The organism is Flavobacterium sp. FG139, from assembly GCF_057809695.1.
In genome coordinates this window covers 40,525-59,313 of sequence record NZ_JBMDKL010000019.1, presented here as the reverse complement: position 1 = coordinate 59,313, position 18,789 = coordinate 40,525, and the positions used below count along the sequence as shown (strand labels likewise).

Below are 18,789 nucleotides of genomic sequence, written 5' to 3'. Positions count from 1 at the left end.
GAACGAACAGCAGGAATACGGACTCCAAGAAAGCCCAAGCCATTCGCTGCTTATTCTAAAATAAAACTTACTGTTACATTAGCGGTTACCTCTATTTCACCCGCTGCCAAAGTTTCCATAGGAGCTTCATTGGACATAGAAGCTGCGGCCAGTTTATAATATCTAGGCTCGTTAAAAAGAGCTTGTGAATTGTCGCTAATTAAAATTGCTTTACCAATTTTTTGATTCAGCACCGAAACGTAATCTTCGGCTTTATGTTTGGCATCACTCATAGCTAATTTTCGTGCTTGCGATTTATAGTCTTCGATTTTAGACGATTTAAATTCAACATTTTCAATATTATTTATACCGTTATCTACCAATCCCATCATTAAGCTATCGTATTTTGAGATGTCTTTAAGCGTGATGGTAATGGATTGAGAGGCATTGAAGCTAAATTTCTTTTTTTCATAATCGTAGTTACGGTTTAGGCTCACGTTGGTTGTTTGAAAATCGGAAGCTGGAATTCCAAATTTTTTAATAAACTTCATTACTTTATCGACGGTTTCGTCGTTTAGTTTTTTAACTTCAGTGGCATCTTTACCACTGTTTTCAACACCGAAATTAATCACTACATGATCGGGTTTCACAGAAACTTTGCCTTCACCCGAAACGGTTATTTGAGGAATTTGCTTTTGTTCTTGCGCTTGCGACAAAGAAGCCATAAAAACGAATAAAAATAAGACAGTTTTTTTCATAAAAAAATATTTATTAATTGCTTTAGAAGAGATTATAATTTTCCTTGTTTTGCCATAACAAACATTAAAATGATTGGAATGGCTAATAGAATTACAATGAACATATTGTTTGAAAAGACTTCAGGATATTTTAATAACGTAAAAACATATCCACCTATTGCGCCACCGATATGAGCTGTATGACCAATATTGTCATTTTTGGCTTTCATTCCATAGATAGAATACATCAAATAAAGGATTCCGAAGATGTAACCCGGAATATCAATTGGGATGAAAAAAATTCGGATTGGCAAATTAGGAACCATTAATATCGCTGAATAAATGATTCCGGTTACGGCACCCGATGCTCCAACCGCTGTATAACTAAAATCGTTTTTATGAAAATATAAGGTCAGTAAACTTCCAAAAATAAGACTAGCAAAATAAATTATAACAAACGTAAAGTTTCCTAATAATTGGGTCACCACACCTGCAAAAGAGTACAAAGCAATCATGTTGAATGCCAAATGCGGAATATCGGCATGAAGAAAACCCGAAGAAATCATACGGTATTGTTCACCCGATCGAATACTACCGATATGAAATTGAAATTTTCTAAAAAAAGAATAGTCGTCAAAGCCTTTAATACTAGCAATTACATTGATTGCAATTAGTGCGAGTACAAAAATATTATAGTCCATGGAATTTATTTTAGGTAAAAATAGGAATTGTTCTTTAGGTTTTGTTAAACCAAAGTTATAAAATTAACATAAACTGTATATTTGCATAAAATTTAGAGAATGCAACTTTTATTGTATGTATTAGTATATCCAATTCTGTGGCTGATTTCCATCATGCCCTTTCCTATTTTGTATTTAATTTCCGATGGAATTTATGTGCTTTTATACTATGTAATTGGTTATCGAAAAAAAACGGTGCGAGAAAATTTAGCCATAGCACTACCCCATTTATCAGAGAAAGAACGGTTAGTGATAGAAAAAAAATCGTTTCACCATTTGTGTGATATGTTTCTAGAAATGGTAAAAACAATGACCATTTCGGAAAAAGAAATCAACAAACGATTTCAATATTCCAATTTGGAGGTTTATTTAGATTTGGAGAAAAAAGGTAAAAGCATCGCTTTGATGTGTGCCCATTATGCCAGTTACGAATGGGTTATTTCAATGAACAATCACATTACTTTTAAAGGGTATGCAATATACAAACGTATCGCTAATAAGTATTTTGACAAATTGGTTCGAGACATTCGATCTAAGTTTAAAGCCTATTTAATTACAACCAAAGAAACTAAAGTCTGTATAGAACAAAACAACAAAAATGGAGTTCTTGGTGTGTTTGGTTTTGCAAGCGACCAAACTCCAAGACGTTCCGATAATTTATATTGGGATAGTTTTATGGGTATTGAGACTCCCATTCATTTTGGAGCGGAGATGTTGGCGAAACGATACAATATGAATGTGATTTATCTTAGGGTAAAAAAAGTAAAACGAGGGTATTATGAAGCATCATTTGAAGTGCTTTCGGAAGATGTAAAGTCGGTTCCCGATTATAAAATTTCAGAAACTTTTATGCGAAAAGTAGAACAACAAATTTATGAAGCGCCAGAGTTTTATTTGTGGACACATAAACGTTGGAAACACAAGAAGTATGACTAAAGTACAAAGTGAAAAGTACAAGGTACGAAGTATAAAAAAAGCCTGAACATTGTTTTCAGGCTTTTTAGTTTTTGATTTTATACTTCAAACTTTAAGAATACATTTTCTTTCTCAATTCTTGAATTTTATCATCATCAAGATATTCATCAAATGTCATATAACGATCGATAACACCATTAGGTGTAATTTCTAAAACTCTATTGGCAACGGTTTGAGCAAACTCGTGGTCATGAGTAGTAAATAATACCGATCCTTTAAAGTTTTTTAATGAATTATTAAAAGCGGTAATCGATTCCAAATCTAAGTGATTCGTTGGTTCATCTAACATTAGAACGTTAGCTCTCATCATCATCATACGAGATAACATACAACGCACTTTTTCTCCTCCCGATAAAACCGTACATTTTTTTAGCGCTTCTTCTCCAGAGAAAATCATCTTACCTAAAAATCCACGAACATATACTTCGTCACGTTCTTCTTCAGTTTTTGCCCATTGACGCAACCAATCGACTAAATTCAAGCTTCCGTCTTCAAAAAAGGAATGATTATCATTGGGTAAATAGGATTGATTGGTCGTAATTCCCCAATCAAAAGTACCGGCATCTGCTGTCATATTTCCATTTAAGATTTCATAAAATGCTGTTGTAGCACGTGAATCTTTAGAGAAAACAACCACTTTATCACCTTTAGCCATGTTCAAATCAACATTTTTAAACAATACTTCACCATCGATTGATGCCGCAAGATTTTCAACATGTAAAATTTGATCGCCAGCTTCTCGTTCCGTATCAAATATAATGGCTGGATAACGTCGACTTGATGGCTTAATTTCATCAAGATTTAATTTATCAATCATTTTTTTACGAGAAGTCGCTTGCTTTGATTTAGCCACATTCGCACTAAAACGACGAATAAATTCTTCCAATTCGGCTTTCTTTTCTTCGGCTTTCTTATTTTGTTGTGCTTTTTGTTTCGCAGCTAATTGACTGGATTCGTACCAAAAGGTATAATTTCCTGAATAATGATTGATCTTAGAAAAATCAATATCCGAAATATGCGTACAAACCGAATCCAAAAAGTGTCTATCGTGCGATACAACGATTACGGTGTTTTCATAATTGGCTAAGAAATTTTCTAACCAAGTGATCGTTTCAAAATCCAGGTCATTCGTAGGCTCATCCATCACCAACACATCCGGATTTCCAAAAAGTGCTTGTGCTAACAACACACGTACTTTAAGTTTTCCTTCCATTTCACTCATTAATGTGTAATGCATATCGGCAGAAATACCTAAGTTAGATAACATTGCTGCAGCATCTGAATCGGCATTCCAACCATTCATTTCTTCAAATTGCACTTGCAGCTCACCTATTCTATCGGCATTTTTATCATCATAATCGGCATATAAGGCATCCATTTCTGTTTTAACAGCAAACAAAACCTTATTTCCCATCATGACCGTTTCTAAAACCGTATGTTCATCAAACATATTGTGATTCTGATTCAAAACCGACATACGTTTTCCTGGCTCCAAAATAACTCTTCCTGAAGTGGGATCAATATCGCCAGCAAGAATCTTTAAAAAGGTAGATTTTCCTGCTCCATTGGCACCAATAACACCATAGCAATTACCTTGGGTAAAAGTGGTATTTACTTCATCAAATAATATTCTTTTACCAAATTGAACTGATAAATTAGAAACTGTAAGCATATAAAAAGAGTATTTTAATTTGGTGCAAAAGTAAGCAATAGTGATTAGTAATTGACAATTCGTGACTAGTTTTTTTAGTGCTATTCATTTTTACTTTCTTTTTCTAAAGCTACCTCCAAACTCTCAAAATTTGACAATACTTTAATAATTTTTCCTTCTTTATTAAGAATAAAATGAGTCGGAAACGCATTCAAATGCAAGGTTTCATTCATGTATATTTTCATATTAGGAACTACCGAGTACAAAAGCGGCTTTTTAGCTAAAAATGTATGGAGTTGTTGCGGCGTATCTTCGGCCAAACTCACAAAAAGGATATCCTTTCGGTCTTTGTATTTTTCGGTCAAACGATTTACATCAGGAAATTCTTTGATGCAAGCCGCACAATGGATATACCAACATTTTATTACTACAATCTTGTCTTTCATGGTTTCGTTAGAAATTACATTTCCTTTTAAATCGGTAAAATGAAACTTAGGAAACTCGGTACCTTCCATTTTAAAATGTTCGTATTCATCAAAAGCAGTTTGCATTATGGTAGCTTTGATGCTGGTATCGGACGTAGCTTCTATGTTAAACAATTTATAATAAAATAAGGAATCTGTCGATTGCATCCGAATGGGAATATAATTTCCCAACGTCAACTCCTTTAAAAAAGCCTCTTTTGTAATAACTTTAGAATTTGCATCCAAAGCAATATAATCTCGTGAAAGCATGATATGAGCATTTTGATACTTCCACCAATCCATAAACTTACTTTGAACAGCAACCGGATCTACTTCGGGAGCACCATATTGGGCTTGACCCGAACACGAAGAAAAAATGAATAGTAAAAAATATAATTTGATTGCTTTTTTCATAATAAGTAATAGCGCTTTTGATGTTCCAAAATTAAGAAAAGAAAAGACAGTAAACCCATTTAAGTAGATAACAACTTACTTTTTAAGCCTGAAAAACAACATTAAAAGCATTTTAAAAAAAGTTTAAATACACCATTACATTAAAACATTTATTTAACTATTGATTAACAATATATTTAAAATCATCTGAATACATTTGTTTTAAGAAATACGATAATGAACCAAATGCCCTTTTATAGAATTTACCTACTTCCAGCTGTATTATTATGTTTGTTGACTTCTTGCAAAAAAGAATTTTCAAACGACAATTATGTAGCCTATTTTGGTGGTGAAGTCGCAAATCCATCCACTCCTTACATCCTTTTCTGTAAAGACAATGTGGTTTTAGATACTATTCCTTTAAAAAAAGACAATACTTTTTTCATCAAATTTGATTCCTTAACACCCGGTTTATATACTTTTAAAAATGAACCCGAATACCAATATGTGTATTTCGACAAAAACGATAGCATCAAAGTGCATATCGATTCCAAAGATTTTGACGAATCAATTATTTTCTGTGGTAGAGGTGATCGAAAAAACAATTTCTTGATGGAAATGTATTTGAGAAATGAAAAGGACAAAAATAACATGTTTGAAACCTTCAATTATTCCTTTGATAAATTCAACGATTACATTAATAAAATCAATAAGGATAACGAAAAATTCTATGCTTCTCGAAAAGAAGAGATCAAATGGAATGATGAATTTGACGTTTACGCCAGCGGAATTGTGAAATTTCCACATTATACCAAAAAAGAAATTTATCCTATTCTTCACAAAATGAGAACGGGTGAAGATGTTTCTGATAAACTCCCAAAAGATTATTACGACTTCAGAAAAACCATCGATTTTAGCAATGAAGCGCTAACTGATTTCTCTCCTTTTGTCATGTATCTGGATCACATGTTGAACAATGTGGGTGCTATTAATTACCACAATCATTTTTCAGATTGTGACCTTGAGTTGAAAACCAATATCAACAAATTAAAAATTGCCGACACCTTAATTAAAAATCAGAAAGTAAAAAATATTGTGCTCAATAACATTGCGTTCAAATATTTAATGGAAGATCAAAATGTAGTCAACAATAAGGAATTTCTAAAAACATACCACCAATATTCTACCGACAAGAGTAAGAAAAATGAAGTTTTAAAAATTGGAAATGCCATTCAGTTATTAACGGAAGGAAAAGAATTACCCGAAGTGCAGTTGATTGATAGTAATGGCAAAACAATATCTTCTAACGACGTCATCAAACAAAAAACAGTATTGTTTTTTTGGTCCGAAAAATTGAATTCTCATCTAATTGCCGCACACAAAAAAGTGCTGGCTTTAAAAGCAAAACATCCCGATTATACTTTTATCGCCATCAACTTGGATGATGACCAAGATAAATGGAAATCTGATTTGAAAAAATATAATTTTGGCTCTATCACCGAATTGCGTTGCGCCAACTTTGAAGACATAAGAGCCAAATGGGCCATCACTCGCGTGCATCGAACTCTAATCATCAATGCCAACAAAACCATTAAAAACGGTTTTACCAACATGTTTGAAGTCAATTTTGAAGACGAATTAAAATAACATTTCACAATATAAAAAGCCGATTTTCAGATGAAAATCGGCTTTTTATTTACTTCGTACCTCGTACTTTTAACTTCGTACTTTTATTTGTTTCCTTTTTCGAAATCAGCAATAAACTGCGCCAATCCAATATCGGTTAATGGGTGTTTCAACAAACCTAAAATAGCTGATAATGGACCGGTCATCACATCAGCACCAATTTTAGCACAGTTTACGATATGCATCGTGTGACGCACTGAAGCGGCCAAAATTTGAGTTTCATAACCGTAGTTATCATAAATTTCTCTAATCTCTTGAATCAAGTTCAAACCATCGGTTGAAATATCGTCTAAACGTCCTACGAATGGCGATACAAAAGTCGCTCCAGCTTTAGCTGCCAACAACGCTTGACCTGCCGAAAACACTAAAGTAACATTCGTTTTTATTCCTTTATCCGAAAAATATTTACAGGCTTTGATTCCATCTTTAGTCATCGGAAGTTTTACCACAATTTGATCGTGCAATTCCGCCAATTCTTCACCTTCTTTCACCATTCCTTCATAGTCAACTGCGTTCACTTCGGCGCTCACTTCACCATCTACAATATTGCAAATGTCAACATAGTGTTTCAAAATGTTGTTTTTCCCAGTAATTCCTTCTTTCGCCATCAACGAAGGATTAGTTGTTACGCCATCAAGAATTCCAAGCGATTGTGCTTCTTTAATGTCGTTTAGATTGGCAGTGTCAATAAAAAATTTCATAGTTTTATATATTAAAGTAGTTGTGTTTTTATTTTTAATTTGGGCGTTACCCTACGGGTCAGGCTATCCGTTACAAGTCCTCAACTTACTTCCACTATCGTTGCAGCAAGTTTCTGGGCTTTTCACTACTATCCTTAACGCAATCGGGTGCAAAATTACAAATTCCTTTTCAAAATTCAATTACAAAATTCAATTACAAAATTCAATTACAAAAATCAAATTATGATTGTGTTTTAATTGATTTTTGAAATTGACATTGAATTTTGTAATTGATTTTTGTAATTGTGATTGAAATTGACATTGAATTTTGTCAAAGCTTGTAATGATTCATCAACATTCTCTCATACATTGTATCAGGTAAAATGCGTTTCAACACAATAGAAAATTTTTGCATAAAAACGCCAATCTTATAATGTACTTTCGGATTCGGATTTTGAATAATCTTATAAATTGCTGCTGCCATTTCATACGGATTACTGCCACTATCCACATGTTCGTCCATCATTTTTAAGGTATTTCCATACGGCAGTTCATAAGCCGAGCCTTTGACTAAAGGTGCATGATAACGTCCGGCCGCAATATTAGTCGCAAAATCACCAGGTGCCACATTCGTTAGGTGTATTCCAAACGATTTGACTTCCATTCGCAACGCTTCGGTAATCAATTCTAAAGCGCCTTTGGAAGCCGAATAAATGCCGCGATATGGCAAACCCATATAACCGGCTATAGAAGTAATGTTAATGATCAAACCCGAATTTTGCAGACGCATTTGTGGCAAAACGGCTTTCATTACTTCAATCGGACCGAACAAATTAGTTTCAAAATTATTCTTGATTTCTTCTGTCGGAATTTCTTCAATCGGACCCGTTATTCCAACACCTGCATTGTTTATCACCACATCAACCCTACCCGATTTGGTGATTACTTCAGCAACCGCTTTTTGAATGCTCTCAACATTTCGAACATCCAGTGCAATCAACGGAAACACCGAATTGGTAACACGTTCTGGATTTCGGCTCGTACCATACACTACAAAACCTTTATGATGCAGAAACTCCCCAATAGATTTTCCAATCCCAGAGGAACCACCAGTTATTAATACTACTTTTTCCATAAATCTTGCCCGAATTGAATCATATAACTGTTGTTGTCGTAAATGGCAAACTCACGCATGCCCCAATCAAAATCTTCTAAATCATACGCCACTTTAACTTTGTCTTTCAAATCATTCCAAAGCGTTTCTACATCATCCGTTTTGATGTAAAAAGTTCCCGAAAAATAAGGTCGTTCAAATGGTGTATGTGCATTAGGTTCGGCTATCATAATTTCACAATCATCTTTGTGAACAGAAGCCCAACCCCATTCTTCACTTTGATTTCCGCAAGTAAATCCTAGAACATTACAGTAAAAATCGATGGTTTTTTGTAATTCTTTCGTCCAAATCATTGGAACTATAGGTTCAAATTTCATTTGATAAAAATTAAGGGTTAAAGATAGAAAAATCTATCCTAAATTAAAGTAATTCCCAATCCAGATTGTTCAGATAATTGGATTTTTCCATTAACTATTTGACTTCCTTTAGCAATATCATTGGAAATCAAGTTAGCACCATCCAAATCGGCAAAATCACATAATGGTGCAAGTGCAGCTCCAGCCGAAATTCCAACAGTTGATTCGGTCATACAACCAATCATTATCTTGTAATTCAATTCTCGTGCCTTAGCAATCATTTGCAAGGCTGGTGTTAATCCACCACATTTCACTAATTTAATATTAACACTTCTGTAATGCGGTTGCAATTGTTCTAAAGCCACTTCATCTTGACAATCTTCATCAGCCATCCAATTGGCATGTAAATCAGCATGCAAAACTTTAAATTGTTCACTTCCTTTTGGCATAGGTTGCTCTAAATAAGCGAACCTTTCAGTGCCAGCATCGTGTTCCAACCACAGACAATCGTCTTTCAAAAAACTACCATTTGAATCTAAAGCAATATTGTAATCCAATTCCAATAAAGAGGTGATTTCTTGCTTGTTAAAATGATTGCATTTTACTTTGAATCTATTCCAAGATGACGTTTTTATTTTTTTAATTTGATCTACAATCGGAGCCACACTAATCGTAATGGATGATTCTGGAAGTTGCCGAACATTAATTGAATTGAGCTCCAAAAAAGTTTTATTTTCAAGTTTTCCATACAAATCCCAATAGGCACAATCTAAAGCAGAACGCAAGAAACTTGGCAATTCTAAAGTTAGTAGAAATGCATAAAAATCGGTTGGCTGTTGTATTTTTTGTGATTCAATTTTACTTTGAATCGATTTCAATTGAAGCTCAAAATCTGCTAAATTAATATGATAATAATCGATAGCAGTACATTCGCCATAACCAGAGCATTGATGCGATTGCAACGAAACAATTAATGCTTCTCGGTGGGAATAATTACCATAAGCAATGGAAAAAGTTTCTTTTAATTCCAAGCGAACAATTTGCCAAGATAATGTCATGTAAGGAAGTTGATTTTTGTTTGTTGAAGTACAAACAAATATAAAAAAATAATTCCGAAACGAAACCAAAGTAGCGTAACGGAATAAAAAGATGGCAAGCGACCTACATCGCACCGCTACAACCACATACCTTTGCTATGTTCCCATCCTGGAGGAGTCTGCAGGAGCTGGTCGTGTAGGACTTGCCGGTGCAAAGATACAATCTTTTTATATTTTTGCAAGAAATTAACATCTTAAATAATACATTTGTAACTATAAAATTCAACCTTTTTATAATGAAAAAATATAATCTATTAGCAGTCATTTTATTAGCTTCTCTATCGACTGTGAGTTGTTTGGATAAAACTGCTTCAGAGAACTTATTTAGCTTCAATGAAAATGTACTAAAAGCACAATATACCCCAAAAGAAACCTTAAAATTAGAGGTTGTTAATCTTCAAAATAAAAAAGTAGACAGCATTGTTTATTCCATCAATAACAAAAAAGTTGGAGCTGTTAAAGGCGCTGACAAGTTATTATTTGATTTAAAAAATCAAAAGTTAGGTTATCAAAATTTAAAAGCCAATATCTTTTACGACGGATCGACTGAAGTAGATTCTACCCGTGTGGAGTTGATCTCCGATATTACACCTAAAGTTTTAACGTATACCATTGTAAACACGTATCCACACGATTACAAAGCTTACATAGAAGGTTTAGAGTTTTACAAAGATACCTTGTATGAAGGAACAGGAAATGGTGAAGGAAACGATACCGGAATTAGAGGCATTTCAAGCATGCGAAAAGTAGATTACAAAACAGGAAAAGTGTTGAAAAAAGTAGAATACCCTGAAGCTATTTTTGGAGAAGGAATTTCAATTTTAAATGGTAAAATTTATCAATTGACGTACAAGCAAAACGAGTGCTATGTGTATGATGTAAATACCTTTAAAAAATTAAAAACATTACCTTATTATAAACCTATGGAAGGTTGGGGAATGACGAATGATGGCAAGAATTTGTATTATAATGATGGTTCAGAAAAAATTCATATTGTTGACCCAGAAACATTGCAACAAATTGACTATTTAAATGTATATTCTGGCAATTCAAAAGTTCCTTATATCAATGAATTGGAATGGGTTGATGGAAAAATTTACAGCAATATTTATCAACGAAATTTTGTTATTGTCATCAATCCAAAAAATGGTGCTGTTGAAGCGATGTTAGACTTATCCGATTTAGAAAAAAAGCGAACTAAACTAGCCGATGTTGATGTGCTTAACGGAATTGCTTACAACCCAAAAACTAAAACCTTTTTTGTAACGGGCAAAAATTGGGATAAGATGTTTGAAATCAAGATAAACCAATAAGATGTCAAATACAACTAAAAGTAGTTTAGTTCCGAAACCATGTCAGGAGAATTGGCTTGAAATGAATCCTGAAGAAAAAAGCCGATTTTGTACCCTATGTCAGAAAAATGTTTTTGACTACGACAATGAAAAAGCGATAAATACAGATGAAGTTTGTTTGCGTTATGCAACGTCACTCCAAAATACTACTAAACCAAAATCTGCTATTTTAACCAAAATTTCGAAACTATTCATCAAAAGAAAATAAAAAAAATCGAGTGAATTAAACTCGATTTTTTTTAACTTATTTTTTTCTACTGTCTACATATTCCATTTTAGCCGCATCGAACACTAACTTATTTTCTTGCGTTTTGTTCTTTTGTTTCACCGAACCATCAGGATTTAACGTAAATTCAAAACCTTCTCTTCGCATCTTTTCTTGGGTTTCACTTACCTGTTTCATTTTATCTAAAAAGACTTTCTCAGTGATATGATTGGTTAGTTGTGTATTGTAAAAAACCAGTTTTTTTGATGAGATTTCATAAATATTAGAATAAATGGTCGTAATATCTTCTGTTTTTAAATCGGTTTTGTTTTGTGTAACTTCAGTCCAAGTCAATAAATACAATTTGGTACCACTTGCAGTGAACGACGTTAATTTACAATTGGTTGGTGCAAATTTAGCATCAGCTGCCTTGATCACAATAGCATCTTTGGGTTTGCCATTTTCAGTAATTGTCAATTGAAAATTTCCCGACTTTACTTCAGCCACTAAATTATCGGCTTTAGCCAAACCAACAGTTGCTTTGGATGCTGCAGTAGCTTTCTTTTTTTGACCAACAGCGGTAGCCAACACGAAAGAAAGCGCTACCAACAAAATTATTTTTTTCATAGAATTAAATTGATGTTTAATGAACGACCAATATAGCAAATTATTTGTTTGATTACTGTTAAATAAAAAAACCGAGTTATTGCTAACTCGGTTTACTATTAAAATGTAGTACTAATTACTTAGTTCTTATTTTACCTCTTCAAAATCTACATCTTGAGTTTGGTCGCCATTAGCGTCGGCTTGTGGCTGTGCTTCTTGGGCTTGACCTGCATCACCTTGAGCATACATTGCTTCAGTGGCAACTTTCCAAGCAGCATTCACGTTATCAAGACCTTTTTGAATGGCTTCTAAATCTTGATTTTGGTGTGCCATTCTCAATTCAGTTAAAGCCGCTTCAATACCTACTTTATGATCGTCAGATAATTTATCGCCCAACTCTTTCAATTGACTTTCAGTTTGGAAAATCATACTGTCAGCTTCGTTCAATTTATCAGCTTTCTCTCTAGCAACTCTATCATTTTCTGCATTCATTTCAGCATCTTTCTTCATTCTTTCGATTTCTTCTGGAGTTAAACCTGAAGAAGCTTCAATACGAATGTCGTGAGATTTACCTGTTCCTTTATCTGTAGCAGACACTTTGATGATACCATTAGCATCAATATCAAATGTTACTTCAATTTGAGGAACACCTCTTGGTGCTGGTGGAATTCCATCTAAGTGGAAACGACCGATAGTTTTATTATCTGCGGCCATCGTTCTTTCACCTTGCAATACGTGAATTTCAACACTTGGTTGATTGTCCGCAGCCGTTGAGAAAACTTGTGATTTTTTAGTTGGAATAGTAGTGTTAGACTCAATTAATTTGGTCATCACATTACCCATAGTTTCAATTCCTAATGATAAAGGTGTTACGTCTAATAACAATACATCTTTTACATCACCCGTTAAAACACCACCTTGAATGGCAGCACCAATAGCTACAACTTCATCAGGGTTCACTCCTTTTGATGCTTTTTTACCAAAGAATTTTTCTACTTGCTCTTGAATTACTGGAATTCTTGTAGAACCTCCAACCAAGATTACTTCATCAATATCAGAAGTTGACAAACCTGCATCTTTCAACGCTTTAGCAACGGGTTCCATTGAACGTTTTACTAAAGTTTCAGCCAATTGCTCAAACTTAGCACGAGTTAATGTTTTAACTAAGTGTTTTGGTCCTGAAGCAGTAGCTGTAACATACGGCAAGTTAATTTCTGTTTGAGTTGAAGATGACAATTCAATTTTAGCTTTTTCAGCAGCTTCTTTCAAACGTTGTAACGCCATTGGATCTTTACGTAAATCAACACCTTCTTCGCTGTTGAATTCGTTAGCCATCCAATCGATGATCACTTGATCAAAATCGTCTCCACCTAAGTGTGTATCTCCATTGGTAGATAATACTTCAAAAACTCCGTCACCTAATTCAAGAACAGAAATATCAAATGTACCTCCACCTAAATCGTAAACTGCAATTTTTTGGTCTTTACCTTGTTTGTCCAATCCATAAGCTAATGCCGCAGCAGTGGGCTCATTGATGATACGCATTACTTTCAATCCTGCAATTTCACCGGCTTCTTTTGTAGCTTGACGTTGTGCATCGTTAAAATAAGCTGGTACTGTGATAACTGCTTCTGTAACGGTTTGACCCAAATAGTCTTCAGCAGTTTTTTTCATTTTTTGAAGTGTCATTGCTGACAATTCTTGTGGTGTATAAAGTCTTCCGTCAATATCAACACGTGGTGTGTCATTATCTCCTTTAACCACTTTATACGCTACAGTCGATGCTTCTTTAGCACTTTCTGAATATTTATTACCCATAAATCTTTTTACAGATGCTATGGTTTTAGTAGGATTTGTTACTGCCTGTCTTTTTGCAGGGTCACCTACTTTAATTTCGCCACCTTCTACAAATGCAATTACAGATGGTGTAGTTCTTTTTCCTTCTGCATTAGCAATTACAACTGGTTCTCCACCTTCCATAACAGCAACACATGAATTGGTTGTACCTAAATCGATACCAATAATTTTTCCCATTTTTTTTATCTCCTTTTTTTGTTTTCTTTTGATTGCTCCTCTAGGAGTGAGCAGCGTTTTTCAACACGTTTTCACAAATGACAAGTATTGTGCCAAGCGATAAATTGGTTAAAATTGTCAGTTTTAAAGGAAAATTATATGACAAGTTGTCGCAAATTTTGTATTTTTTAGAAGCTATTTACTTCATCAGTTCGCTCTTTTGGAGCTCGTGTCCAGTTTTTGCCTGTATCTTGCTTCGTAAACTACGCAAGGATGCCGGCTCTACCTGGGCTAGGAATTAACTATGTTATTACACTTTATTGTTCTTTTTATTTTCTAACCAATATTCTACTAACAAAATGAGAACAAATCCAACCAAATAGCAACCTAAATCTGCTGTAGAATAAGACGTTCCAATCACCACACGTGCTAATCTCGAATTTTGAAGGTGTAAAATCGAAATCAAATCACAATATTGTCCCAATTCAATACCAAAAGCAAAAAGTAAAACAAATACCGCCATCTTGATTTTTGAAACTTTTAGAAAACTCATCAAAAAGCAATAGATCAAAATAACCACCAAAACATCTCCAAAAAAAGGTCGAATAAAATCGTCGTGCACATACAAGGCTATCACTATCTCTGTTAAAAAAAGTACCACAAAAAAAGCCAAATAATTATATTTCAATTTAATAGCCAAAACTTGATTTTATTAAGAATAACAAAATCAAATGTAGCTTAAAAAATCTAATTCTTTCCGTTATATTTGCCTTTACTAAAACGATATAGTTTATGGAAGAATGTATTTCGGTTTTTGACATGTTAAAAATTGGTGTCGGACCGTCGAGTTCGCACACTTTGGGGCCTTGGCGTGCTGCCGAACGATTTTTAGCCGAACTCAAACAAGAAAACCTTCTTGAAAATGTATCCCATATTAAAGTCGATTTGTTTGGTTCTTTATCACTTACCGGAATTGGTCACGCTACCGATTTAGCGGTCATGCTGGGATTAAGTGGTCAAGATCCCGAGTACATTCCGGTTCAAAATATCGACAAAATCATTTCGTCCATAAAAACTAATAAACAAATCAACCTTGGTAATCAATTTCCTATTGCGTTTGATTTTGATAAAGACATTGTCTTCAATAAAAACTTCTTGCCATTTCATGCTAATGGAATGACTTTTACCGCCAAAACAGCAACTCAAGAATATGCGTCAACCTTCTACTCTATTGGTGGTGGCTTTGTGGTGAAAGAAGAACGCATCAACGCCAAAAAGAAATTAGCCATCAAATGTGCGTTTCCATATCCTATTCAAAATGCAGAAGAATTACTGCAGTATTGTACCACTCAAAACCGAAAAATTTCTGAAGTGGTTTACGATAATGAAAAATCGATGCGCTCTGAAGAAGAAATTCACAACGAGTTAATGCGCATTTGGAACACCATGCTCGAATGTATGTACATTGGATGTCATAGTGAAGGCATACTTCCTGGCGGATTGAATGTGCGCCGACGTGCTTTTGATATGCATCAAGGTCTAATAGGATTGTCCAACTACAATTCGCCTCAAGAATGGCTCGAGTGCATTAGAAAAACCGAAGTGAAATTTCGTCAAATTCTTAAATGGGTGTCGTGTTTTGCTTTAGCGGTTAACGAAGTTAATGCGGCATTAGGTCGTGTAGTTACCGCACCAACCAACGGAAGTGCTGGTGTAATTCCGGCTGTTTTAATGTACTATTTAGTGATTGAAAACCATGACGCTGGTGAAAAAGAAATCAAACAATTTCTGATGGTTGCTGGCGAAATTGGCAGTATTTTCAAAAAAGGTTCTACGATATCAGCAGCTATGGGTGGTTGTCAGGCAGAAATTGGCGTTTCGTCAGCCATGGCAGCAGCTGCGTTGTGTGAAGTAATGGGTGGCACTCCCGATCAAGTGCAAATGGCAGCCGAAATTGCCATGGAACATCATCTCGGGTTGACTTGCGACCCTATTGGCGGTTTGGTTCAAATTCCGTGTATCGAGCGCAATACTATGGGTGCTATTAAAGCCATTAATGCTGCCGAGTTGGCAATGGAGACCGATGCTAAAAATGCCAAAGTGCCTTTGGATAAAGTCATTAATACCATGTGGCAAACGGCTAAAGATATGAATTCCAAATATAAAGAAACCTCCGAAGGTGGATTAGCTGTAGCCGTTAACGTGGCTGATTGTTAGTACATCGATTAAAATTCGAAACTCAAACTCGTAGTTATAAAAAAATCTTCAGGAGTGAGTTGATTGTTTTTTACAAACACTTTTTCTTTACTGTCAAAGTAGCGCACTTCAGTTCTAAATTTCATTTTTGAATTGATTAAATAATCAAAATTCAAAGAAGCACCTGTTGTTTTAAACGCATTAGGTGTAGCAATCATAACGTTTTTTACATCTTGATAATACTCTGCTCGAAGTGCCGTTTGCCATTTTGAATTGATGGTATATTGTGCTATAATCACTGGACTAAACCAATTGGCATGCACTTCGTTTCGAGAAGAAGTGTCTTGCAAACCAAAATCGAAACCTCCAATAGTTCGCCATTTCGAATTCCATTTGTAGTCCCAATAAATGTTGGTGAAATAACGCATTAATAATTCGGAACCATAATATTCTCTACCCACAAAATTACTCCAATTAATTGTTGATTTATCGGATGGTTTGTAAACCATTTGAGTTCCTATTGAGGGAATACTATTTTTTTCTGGTTTTGAAATGCGCTGCCAACCATTCAAGATTAATCCCGAAAAATTCCACTTATCGGACGGTTTGTATGAATATTTAATTCCAGTTACAAAATACGGTGAATTTTCAGCCAAAATAGAACGTGTTAAAGTCAAGTTAGTCGCCGTTGTAGCCGATTCAAAACCAATATGACTGGGCATAATTCCTACTTCAATGGTTTGCTTTTTATGTTGATCCAAATACAATCCTAAATAGGCTTCGCTAACATATTTTATTTTTTCATTAGCATAATTATCTTCAACATAAGTACCCGAATGTAATGCAATACTTCCGTACATATTTTCATATTCCAGTTTGGCTCTAAGCAAGCCCAGATTGACATTGAACTCATTGTGTCGGTTATAATTGTATAAAAAAGGTAACTTCTTTTCCGATTGAGGTTGATTAAAATCATACGAATAATAGGTCTCTAAAAACCCCGAAAATGTTACTTTAACCTCACTTTTTTCTTGTGAAAAACCAAAAAAACTGCAACAAACAATTAGTAAAAAAGAATAAAAGAAGTGTTTCATACGAACCTTATTTAGAAAATTCTAAAAATAAAAATGCAAATCTAAACGCTTTTTTGACATTTAGATTTGCATTCGTATGAAACTTACTTTTTTTAATTAAATTCTAAATAAAATAGCAAAAATGAGTCGGTTTTCCATTTTAACCAAATCAGGTTTCCAATCGGTTGGCAAAGCTGTAGTGGTGTAACCTGTTGGTGAAGTAACACCGCCACTACCCGCAAAATAAGGAACATTCGCCTCTCTATGAACAAATTCTATTCGAAAAGTTATGCTTTGGTTGGGCATGAAATCAAAATTGGTAGAACAATCCCAACCTTTAAATTCATCGCCTGGATTGGCCGAAAAGGGATGCGTCCCAGCCGTTTGAGTTGGATTATTAGGATTCGGTAACGGACTCGCATCTCCTGTGGGATACAATACTAAATACCTTCCAGGATTGGTCATATAACCACCACCAATAGTCCAAGCAAGCTTATTTTGGTTGAACCAAATTCGGTTATACACCATACCACTCAAGAAATACTGTGAAGGTGTGTTGGCATCGCCATTAAATCCTTTAACACCATCACCCGATTCAAATCCGATATCAAAGGTAGAGGAAAAAGCCGCACGACTCACACCTTTAGCTTTAGGTTGGTTGTAATAGCGCACTAACAAACTATTATCCGAATGAAAGCGCTTCCTGTTTGGTAATCCTGCGGCATCAGTACCATAATAATCGTTACTTAATAGTTTGACAGCTTCATTAGGACACCACGTAATATTTCCTCCAACTCCGGGCATACTGTTGAATTTACCATAACTCTGCCATCCGTTAATCAACCAACCTTCAATTTTTAATTTTTTCGTTGGAAAGATTTGAATACGCAAACCATTGAAAAACCATGGCGTATTGTCGGATGTAAAAGAAGCTTGGTATTCCCAATTTTCAACTTGATAATACGAATTCAAACCGATGTAGGACATGAACATTCCGGCGTCCACATTAATGCCGTACCATTTATTAAAATGATACCCTGCATAGGCTTCAGACAAATAGCGATACACATTATCCAATTGGTATTGACCGCGATAGACACTGTAATCGTTTCGTGGAATCACCGTAGAACGCGTGCCAAATTGCATCATAATTTTACCGCGAGCACCTTCATAGTTAAATTCACCACCCAAATTAGCACTAGAAACTTGCATTTCGTTATTGCGTGCCAAAGCAGTAGAACCCACAACGGTATTGTCATTTGGATTGTTAAACGAATGGGTGTAATTGGCATCAAGCATAACGCTTCCTGTAAAATATTTTGACGTTAAAACCGAGTTGGTTCGTCGGTCAGAACCGTTTTGCCAAGTTTGATCCATACCTTCAAAAGGTGTTTTGACTTTAGTCGAATCAGTCTGTCCAAAAAATATAGCTGAATAGAACAGTGCTCCTAAAAAAATGTTTGTTTTCATGT

18 protein-coding genes and 1 other RNA gene are annotated in these 18,789 nt (G+C 34.8%); 5 read left to right on the top strand and 14 right to left on the bottom strand.

The features are described 5' to 3' along the window. Positions 1 to 50: 50 nt before the first annotated feature. On the bottom strand, positions 51 to 737 hold the full coding sequence (locus tag ACODSI_RS14080) for an SIMPL domain-containing protein (protein WP_488917500.1): 687 nt from the start codon (positions 735 to 737) through the stop codon (positions 51 to 53). Positions 738 to 769: 32 nt separating this feature from the next. Beyond that, positions 770 to 1,417, bottom strand: coding sequence for a rhomboid family intramembrane serine protease (locus ACODSI_RS14075; protein WP_488917499.1), 648 nt, complete (start codon positions 1,415 to 1,417; stop codon positions 770 to 772). 99 nt (positions 1,418 to 1,516) lie between these two features. Here ACODSI_RS14075 and ACODSI_RS14070 point away from each other — a divergent pair, with 99 nt between their 5' ends. Then, positions 1,517 to 2,392 carry a lysophospholipid acyltransferase family protein gene (locus tag ACODSI_RS14070; protein ID WP_488917498.1) on the top strand — a complete coding sequence of 292 codons (876 nt, stop codon included), beginning with the start codon at positions 1,517 to 1,519 and terminating at the stop codon, positions 2,390 to 2,392. A gap of 91 nt (positions 2,393 to 2,483) precedes the next feature. On the opposite strand, the gene ACODSI_RS14065 is transcribed toward ACODSI_RS14070, so the two are convergent. Beyond that, entirely contained in the window at positions 2,484 to 4,103 is a 1,620-nt protein-coding gene (locus tag ACODSI_RS14065; RefSeq protein WP_488917497.1) for an ABC-F family ATP-binding cassette domain-containing protein, read from the bottom strand. 80 nt (positions 4,104 to 4,183) lie between these two features. After that, a complete protein-coding gene (locus ACODSI_RS14060; protein WP_488917496.1) occupies positions 4,184 to 4,960 on the bottom strand; it encodes a TlpA family protein disulfide reductase in 777 nt (258 codons plus the stop codon). A gap of 216 nt (positions 4,961 to 5,176) precedes the next feature. On the opposite strand from ACODSI_RS14060, the gene ACODSI_RS14055 reads away from it, so the two are divergent. Further along, positions 5,177 to 6,586: a peroxiredoxin family protein gene (locus ACODSI_RS14055; protein ID WP_488917495.1), complete on the top strand. Its 1,410-nt coding sequence runs from the start codon at positions 5,177 to 5,179 to the stop codon at positions 6,584 to 6,586. Between the two features lie 83 nt (positions 6,587 to 6,669). On the opposite strand, the gene fsa is transcribed toward ACODSI_RS14055, so the two are convergent. The 5 genes from fsa to ffs form a co-directional block, all read right to left on the bottom strand. Further along, entirely contained in the window at positions 6,670 to 7,326 is a 657-nt protein-coding gene (gene fsa / locus ACODSI_RS14050) for a fructose-6-phosphate aldolase (protein ID WP_488917494.1), read from the bottom strand. A 310-nt stretch (positions 7,327 to 7,636) separates the two neighbouring features. Then, on the bottom strand, positions 7,637 to 8,440 hold the full coding sequence (locus ACODSI_RS14045; protein ID WP_488917493.1) for an SDR family oxidoreductase: 804 nt from the start codon (positions 8,438 to 8,440) through the stop codon (positions 7,637 to 7,639). Next, a complete protein-coding gene (locus ACODSI_RS14040) occupies positions 8,428 to 8,796 on the bottom strand; it encodes a VOC family protein (protein WP_488917492.1) in 369 nt (122 codons plus the stop codon). The genes ACODSI_RS14045 and ACODSI_RS14040 overlap by 13 nt, the downstream gene beginning before the upstream one ends. 38 nt (positions 8,797 to 8,834) lie before the next feature. After that, entirely contained in the window at positions 8,835 to 9,833 is a 999-nt protein-coding gene (locus ACODSI_RS14035; RefSeq protein ID WP_488917491.1) for an enolase C-terminal domain-like protein, read from the bottom strand. A gap of 90 nt (positions 9,834 to 9,923) precedes the next feature. Then, positions 9,924 to 10,021, bottom strand: an RNA gene (ffs, locus tag ACODSI_RS14030) — signal recognition particle sRNA small type. An 87-nt stretch (positions 10,022 to 10,108) separates the two neighbouring features. Between ffs and ACODSI_RS14025 the strand changes: the two genes are divergently transcribed. Next, entirely contained in the window at positions 10,109 to 11,185 is a 1,077-nt protein-coding gene (locus ACODSI_RS14025) for a glutaminyl-peptide cyclotransferase (RefSeq protein ID WP_488917490.1), read from the top strand. A 1-nt stretch (position 11,186) separates the two neighbouring features. Continuing rightward, positions 11,187 to 11,432, top strand: coding sequence for a hypothetical protein (locus ACODSI_RS14020; RefSeq protein WP_488917489.1), 246 nt, complete (start codon positions 11,187 to 11,189; stop codon positions 11,430 to 11,432). Between the two features lie 36 nt (positions 11,433 to 11,468). Here the strand turns inward: ACODSI_RS14020 and ACODSI_RS14015 are convergent, their stop codons facing one another. From ACODSI_RS14015 to ACODSI_RS14005, 3 genes are all read right to left on the bottom strand, one after another. Continuing rightward, positions 11,469 to 12,056, bottom strand: coding sequence for a hypothetical protein (locus ACODSI_RS14015; protein WP_488917488.1), 588 nt, complete (start codon positions 12,054 to 12,056; stop codon positions 11,469 to 11,471). 126 nt (positions 12,057 to 12,182) lie between these two features. Continuing rightward, entirely contained in the window at positions 12,183 to 14,069 is a 1,887-nt protein-coding gene (dnaK, locus tag ACODSI_RS14010) for a molecular chaperone DnaK (RefSeq protein ID WP_488917487.1), read from the bottom strand. A 289-nt stretch (positions 14,070 to 14,358) separates the two neighbouring features. Beyond that, entirely contained in the window at positions 14,359 to 14,736 is a 378-nt protein-coding gene (locus ACODSI_RS14005) for a ribosomal maturation YjgA family protein (protein ID WP_488917486.1), read from the bottom strand. A 104-nt stretch (positions 14,737 to 14,840) separates the two neighbouring features. Between ACODSI_RS14005 and ACODSI_RS14000 the strand changes: the two genes are divergently transcribed. Further along, entirely contained in the window at positions 14,841 to 16,265 is a 1,425-nt protein-coding gene (locus tag ACODSI_RS14000; RefSeq protein WP_488917485.1) for an L-serine ammonia-lyase, read from the top strand. Between the two features lie 8 nt (positions 16,266 to 16,273). Here ACODSI_RS14000 and ACODSI_RS13995 read toward each other — a convergent pair whose 3' ends face one another. Together ACODSI_RS13995 and ACODSI_RS13990 are read right to left on the bottom strand one after the other, a co-directional pair. Continuing rightward, positions 16,274 to 17,338 carry a porin gene (locus tag ACODSI_RS13995; RefSeq protein WP_488917484.1) on the bottom strand — a complete coding sequence of 355 codons (1,065 nt, stop codon included), beginning with the start codon at positions 17,336 to 17,338 and terminating at the stop codon, positions 16,274 to 16,276. Positions 17,339 to 17,434: 96 nt separating this feature from the next. Further along, on the bottom strand, positions 17,435 to 18,787 hold the full coding sequence (locus ACODSI_RS13990) for an outer membrane beta-barrel protein (protein WP_488917483.1): 1,353 nt from the start codon (positions 18,785 to 18,787) through the stop codon (positions 17,435 to 17,437). Positions 18,788 to 18,789 lie beyond the last annotated feature (2 nt).